Source organism: Streptomyces sp., assembly GCF_031178505.1.
GTDB lineage: Bacteria > Actinomycetota > Actinomycetes > Streptomycetales > Streptomycetaceae > Streptomyces > Streptomyces gulbargensis.
The window spans coordinates 1-6,056 of the sequence record NZ_JAPSIW010000424.1 but is presented as its reverse complement, the minus strand read 5'-3'; the positions used below and the strand labels follow the sequence as shown (position 1 = coordinate 6,056).

Here is a 6,056-nt window from a genome sequence, read left to right as displayed (position 1 = left end):
AGGACGCCGGTGGCGGCGGCGGTCAGCGGTACCGCGAGGAGCATGCCGAGGATGCCGGCGACCGACGCCCCGGCGGTGATGGCCAGCATGACGGCGGCCGGATGCATGTGGACGGTGCGGCTCTGGACCATGGGCTGGAGCACGTGCCCCTCGATGACCTGCACGGCCAGGACGACGCCCAGCGCCCACAGGGCGATGACGAAGCCCCGGTCGGCGAGCGCCACGAGCACCGCCACGGCGCCGGAGAGGAAGGCCCCGAGGTACGGGATGTAGGCGGTCACGAAGACGAGCGCGGCGAGTCCGACGGCGCCGGGCACCTGGAGGACGAGCAGTCCGACGCCGATGAGGACGGCGTCGACGAGGGCGATGAACGTCGTCCCCCGCATGAAGCCCTCGACCGCCTCGAAGGCGCGGCGTGCCATGGCCTCCGCCGCGTCGCCGGTGGCGGGCGGCACGAGGGAGCGCAGGGCCCCCACGGCCCGGTCGGAGTCGCGGAGGAAGAAGAAGATGAGGAGGAGGGCGAGGACGGCGGTGGCGATCATCTGGCCGACGACGCCGATCCCGCTGAGGACCCCGGAGGCGGCGGTCCCGCCGAACTTCTGGAGGAGCTGCCTGCCGTCGGCCGCCAGGTCGTCCAGGGAGGTGCCGGCCGCGCCGAAGTGGTCGGCGACGCCGGCGGCCGCCTGCCGCAGCGAGGCGATGATCTGGTCGCCGGTCTCGACGAGGGCGGCGACGACGATGTACGTGGCGCCGCCGGCGACCGCGAGGACCGCGGCGACGGTGAGCGCGGCCGCGAGCGACCTCCGGACCTTCATGCGCAGCAGGCGCCGGTGAAGGGGGCCGAGGAGCGCGGTGCCGAGGACGGCGAGGAGCGCCGGGGTGACGGCCGCCCGGAAGACCACGCACAGCCAGACGAACACGGCCGCGACCCCCGCGACCAGCAGGAGGACGGCGCACCAGGCGGCGACCCGCCTGGCGCCCTCGGGGATCGGCGCCGCTCCTCCACTCGTCTGCACCTGTCCACCGGACCACGCCCGCGGGCGGGCGTCGCGCGCTGACGGGCCGTACGGGTGACGGCTCGTCAGCGGCGCGTGCGCTCCGTCACTCGCCCATGCCGTGGACCGCGGGGACGGTGCCGAGGCGGCCCGCCTGGAAGTCCTCGAAGGCCTGGCGCAGTTCGGCCTGCGTGTTCATCACGAAGGGGCCGTAGTGCGCCATGGGCTCGCGGATGGGCCGGCCGCCGAGGAGGACGACCTCCAGGTCGGGGGTGTGCCCGTCCTGCTTCTCGTCGGCGCGGACCGTGAGCGAGCCGCCCTTGCCGAAGACGGCGGTCTGACCGAGGTGGATCGGCCGCCGCTCGGCGCCGGCGGTGCCGCGGCCGGCCATGACGTACGCGAGGCCGTTGAAGTCCTCGCGCCAGGGCAGGGTGATCTCGGCGCCGGGGCGCAGCGTGGCGTGGATCATCGTGATCGGGGTGTGGGTGATGCCCGGGCCGTCGTGTCCGTCGAGCTCGCCGGCGATGACGCGCAGCAGCGCGCCGCCGTCGGGGGAGGTCAGCAGCTGGACCTGGCCGCCGCGGATGTCCTGGTAGCGGGGGGCCATCATCTTGTCGGCGGCGGGCAGGTTCACCCACAGCTGGAGGCCGTGGAAGAGGCCGCCGCTGACGACGAGGGACTCCGGCGGGGCCTCGATGTGGAGCAGGCCCGAGCCGGCGGTCATCCACTGGGTGTCCCCGTTGGTGATGGTGCCGCCCCCGCCCTGGGAGTCCTGGTGGTCGAAGGTTCCGTCGATGATGTACGTGACGGTCTCGAAGCCCCGGTGGGGGTGCCAGGGGGTGCCCTTCGGCTCGCCGGGCGCGTACTCCACCTCGCCCATCTGGTCCATCATGATGAACGGGTCGAGGTACTGGTAGTTGATCCCCGCGAAGGCGCGGCGGACCGGGAAGCCCTCGCCCTCGAAGCCCGAGGGCGCCGTGGTGACGGCGAGCACGGGGCGGGCGGCGGCGCCGGCCGGAGCGGTGACGCGCGGCAGGGTGAGCGGGTTCTCGACAGTCACGGCGGGCATGGGGGACCTCCTGTTGCGGGCCTTGGCGACCTCGTACGTCCACTTTAGTTGAACGATGAACTTCTTGCCATCCGGAACGCGGAACGCCCGGGAGGAATTCCTCCCGGGCGCTCTCCCTGAACCCTGCCGGCCCGCGTCAGCCGTACATCCGACGCATCGCGTAGTCGACCATCTGCTCCACGGCCTTCGCGTCGAAGACCATCCGGTGGTCGCCCTCCATGTCGAGGACGAAGCCGTACCCGGTCGGCAGCAGGTCGATCACCTCCGCGCCCGTGATCACGAAGTACTTGGACTCCTTGCCGGCGTACCGCCGCAGCTCCTTCAGCGAGGTGAACATCGGGATCACCGGCTGCTGGGTGTTGTGCAGCGCCAGGAAGCCCGGGTTGTCGCCGCGCGGGCAGTAGACCTTGGAGGTCGCGAAGATCTGCTGGAAGTCCTCGGCCGCGAGGGTGCCGGTGGTGAAGGCGCGCACCGCGTCGGCGAGCGACGGCGGCGAGGGCTCCGGGTAGAGCGGCGCCTGCTGCTGTCCGTACCCGCCACCGGGCTGCGTCCCGCCCTGCATGCCGGCCTGCGGGTCGTACTGCTGCTGAGGGGGCGGCGCGTACTGCTGCTGGGCACCCGGATTCTGCTCGTAGCCGTACATGCCCCCAGCCTAGCGAGCACCACCCCGGCCCCGTGCCGCGATCCGGCCGGGGAGGACCCCGCCCAGGGCCCGCGGGGCCGCTCGGGACCCTGCTAAGTTCGCGGCAGCAACGACGCGCACGGGGGTGCACATGACACTGAACGAAGCATGGACCGAACTGTTCGGAGGCGCGCCGCCGCAGCAGCGACCGGCCGCGATGACGCTGGCCGGGCTGCCCTCGGCGCCCGGCGGGGGCGGCGGGGCCGACCTCAAGGCCGACGAGGCGCCCTGGCACGCGGCAGGAAACACCGCCGGCGAACTGCGGACCAGCACCGGGACCTCGCTGACCGACCTGGACAGCGCCAACGACGGGGTCACCGGCGCGACCGCCGGGTTCGATTCCTCCGCCGCGCTCACCGAGATCCTCGGCACCTGGAAGACCCGGCTGACGGCCGTCCGCGACGAGTGCGGCCGCCTGGAGGGCTCTTTGAAGGCCGCCGGGCGGGACTTCGGCGAGCGCGAGGACGCCACCAGGCGGAAGATCGCCGCGGAGGCACCCGTACCGCCGCAGAAGAAGGGGAACTGAGGCCCGTGCCCACCTGGCAGCAGCTCCGTGACGTGAAGCTGAGCGAGTACACCGACGCCGCCGACGGCTGGGGCAAGGTCTCCTCCCGCGCCAACGCGGACAAGGACCGCGTCGACAACGCCATGTTCGCCCGCATCCATGACACGCAGGAGGGTGACGCGGCGAAGGCCGCCTGCGACGAGGTCAGGCAGCTCTCCAGGAACTACCAGTACCTGCACACCGAGTGCGGCCTGATCCGTACCGCGCTCAACGGCCTCGCCACCGAGCTCGCGGCGCCGCAGAACAAGCTGAAGCGGGCCCTCGAGGACGCGGCGAACCTCAAGTTCACGGTCAAGCCCGACGGTTCGGTGGAGTACCCGACCGATTCGTTCGTTCTCGCCCCCGGCAGCAACACCGCCCAGGACGGGGCCCCCGTCCCCTACGCCCCGGGCGCCGGCGAGGGCGTCGGATCCGCCGACGCCAACAAGGGCAAGGCGGAGGACATCGCCCAGCGCATCGGCGACGCCGTCCGCGAGGCCACCGAGATCGACAGCCGTTACGCCGCCGTCCTGCGCAAACTGAAGGCGGAACCGGGCCTGACGGTCAGCGACGCCACCCTCGCCGACGCCGCCGCCGACACCAGGGCGATGCAGGAGGCGGCGGGCAGGTACGCCGACGACGGCAAGATCCCGCAGGGCAAGTCCCCGCAGGAGAACGCCGCCTGGTGGAACGGCCTCACCCAGGAACAGCGCGACGAGTACGCCACGCTCTACCCCGCCTCCGTGGGCGCCCTGGACGGCATCCCCTCCGCCGTCCGTGACGACGCCAACCGCATGGTGCTGGCGGAGACCCGGGCGCAGGCCCAGCTGGACTTCAACGCCATTCCGAAGCCGCCGCAGGAGTACATCCAGAATCCCAGTGGGCAGTACCCGGCGGTCATCAAGAATCCGGCGTACCGGCAGTGGGAGGAGAAGTACGGCGACCGCTACGCGGAGCTGACCGCCCGGAAGAAGGGGATGGACGCCATCCAGGAGCGGTTCGACCGCTCCGGCAAGTCCGAGCGGCCGGGCGAGCGCCCGCTGCCCGAGGCCTACCTGCTGGGCTTCGACACCAAGGGAAACGGGCACGCGATCGTCGCCAACGGCAACCCCGACACCGCCACGCACACGGCGATGTACGTGCCCGGCACCACGTCCAACCTGGAGGGCATCGGCGGCGACATCAAGCGCATGGAGACCCTCTGGCGGGCCAGCGACAACCTGGCGAACGGGCAGAGCGTCTCCACGATCACCTGGCTCGGTTACGACGCGCCGCAGAGCATCGTGAAGGACGCGCCCTTCAGCCACTACGCGGACGACGGCGCCCCCAAGCTCAACGCCTTCGTCGACGGGCTCCGCGCCTCGCACGAGGGCGACCGGACCCACATGACCGTGACCGGCCACAGCTACGGTTCGACCGTCATCGGGTCCGCCGCTCGCCAGGGGCACCTGGACGCCGACGACATCTTCGTGGCCGGCAGCCCCGGCATGCAGGTCGGCAGCGCCACCGACCTGGACGTGCCCAAGGGGCACGTCTACGCGGCCGAAGCCGACAGCGATCCCTACCTGGGCGGGCTGCACCTGCCGGGCGGTGTCACCGACGACAAGTACGGCGGCTTCAACATCCCCTTCGTCACCAGTGACCCGGTGCCGGACCTGGGCGGTTGGGGCCACGCGCCCAAGAAGGTGGACATCGACATCCTGCCGTCCTGGATGGACGGCGACGGCGAGAGCGTCGTCAAGACGCTCACGCCGACCAACCCCGACTTCGGCGCGCACGTCGTGGCCACGGACGGTTCGCGCGGCCACAGCGGTTACTGGGACAACGGCACGGAAAGTCTCACCAACCAGGCCAGGGTCGTCACCGGCCGGTACAAGGAAGTGACCTACCAATGATCCGCCGCAAGGCCCTCTCCCTGGGCGGCGCCCTGGCCACCGCCCTCCTCCTCTCGACGGGATGCACCACCATGAACAACGGCGGCCTGCCTTACGAGCCGCGCCCCATGAAGGTCACCGAGGCCAAGGACCTGGTCCGCGAACGGTCCAGCGACATCTTCGACACGGCCGGCCTGCGCGAGGCGAACAACGGCGCTCCCGACGCCGCGCCCTGTGACGGCGTGGAGAACGGATACCGCGTCCGACACTTCTGGTCGATGTACGGACCGGACGCGAGCAGCCTGAAGCAGGCGATGGACCGGCTGCACGAGGGCCTACCTGCCAAGGGCTGGAAGGTCGTCCGCTTCGGTCCGGCGAAGTCCGAGGCCAAACAGCTCCAGCTCGACGTGGAACACGAGAAGGACCACCACACGGCGACGATCGAGCTGCTGCTGCCGTCCACGTACGAGTCCGCCTCGAAGTGGGAGAAGGCGTCCAGGGACAGCCTCTCGGTCACGGTCACGTCCCCCTGCCACACCGACCCGGAGTACCGGGTCAGCGACTGACCGCACGCAGGGGCGGTGGCGGGACGGATGAACGAGGACTGATGAGAACCGGCAAGCACCGCACCACCCCGCGCGGGGCGGCGATCGGCGCCCTCCGGTCCCGTCTCGCCACCGCGGGCGGAGCGCGGCGCCGGCTGCTCGTCGTCGCTGTCCTCCTGGCCGCGACAGGATGCAACGCCATGAACCACGACGCCCTCGACTACGAACCGCAGCACAAGACCGTCGCCGAGGCCAAGGAGCTCGTTCGGGCGCAGTCGAGCGTCGTCTTCGACGCGGCCGGGCTGAAGAAGGCGACGGCCACGAACAACGCCCCCTACGTGGCGCCC

Annotated in this window: 7 protein-coding genes; 4 read left to right on the top strand and 3 right to left on the bottom strand. The window is 71.5% G+C overall.

Annotation, left to right across the window (positions count from 1 at the left end; genetic code table 11):
- The 3 genes from RIF68_RS24105 to RIF68_RS24095 all read right to left on the bottom strand — a co-directional run.
- The coding region (locus tag RIF68_RS24105; RefSeq protein WP_309053390.1) for an AI-2E family transporter at nt 1-1,016 on the bottom strand (1,016 nt) is incomplete at its 3' end.
- An 85-nt stretch (nt 1,017-1,101) separates the two neighbouring features.
- Nucleotides 1,102-2,064 (bottom strand): pirin family protein, encoded by a 963-nt coding sequence (locus tag RIF68_RS24100; protein WP_309053389.1) that lies wholly within the window; start codon nt 2,062-2,064, stop codon nt 1,102-1,104.
- A gap of 136 nt (nt 2,065-2,200) precedes the next feature.
- Nucleotides 2,201-2,707: an SseB family protein gene (locus tag RIF68_RS24095; protein ID WP_309053388.1), complete on the bottom strand. Its 507-nt coding sequence runs from the start codon at nt 2,705-2,707 to the stop codon at nt 2,201-2,203.
- 130 nt (nt 2,708-2,837) lie between these two features.
- On the opposite strand from RIF68_RS24095, the gene RIF68_RS24090 reads away from it, so the two are divergent.
- The 4 genes from RIF68_RS24090 to RIF68_RS24075 all read left to right on the top strand — a co-directional run.
- Nucleotides 2,838-3,272, top strand: a complete 435-nt coding sequence (locus tag RIF68_RS24090; protein ID WP_309053387.1) for a hypothetical protein — start codon at nt 2,838-2,840, stop codon at nt 3,270-3,272.
- 5 nt (nt 3,273-3,277) lie between these two features.
- Nucleotides 3,278-5,185 (top strand): alpha/beta hydrolase, encoded by a 1,908-nt coding sequence (locus RIF68_RS24085; protein ID WP_309053386.1) that lies wholly within the window; start codon nt 3,278-3,280, stop codon nt 5,183-5,185.
- Nucleotides 5,182-5,730, top strand: coding sequence for a hypothetical protein (locus RIF68_RS24080; RefSeq protein WP_309053385.1), 549 nt, complete (start codon nt 5,182-5,184; stop codon nt 5,728-5,730). Before RIF68_RS24085 ends, RIF68_RS24080 begins: the two co-directional genes overlap by 4 nt.
- Before the next feature lie 41 nt (nt 5,731-5,771).
- The coding region (locus tag RIF68_RS24075; RefSeq protein WP_309053384.1) for a hypothetical protein at nt 5,772-6,056 on the top strand (285 nt) is incomplete at its 3' end.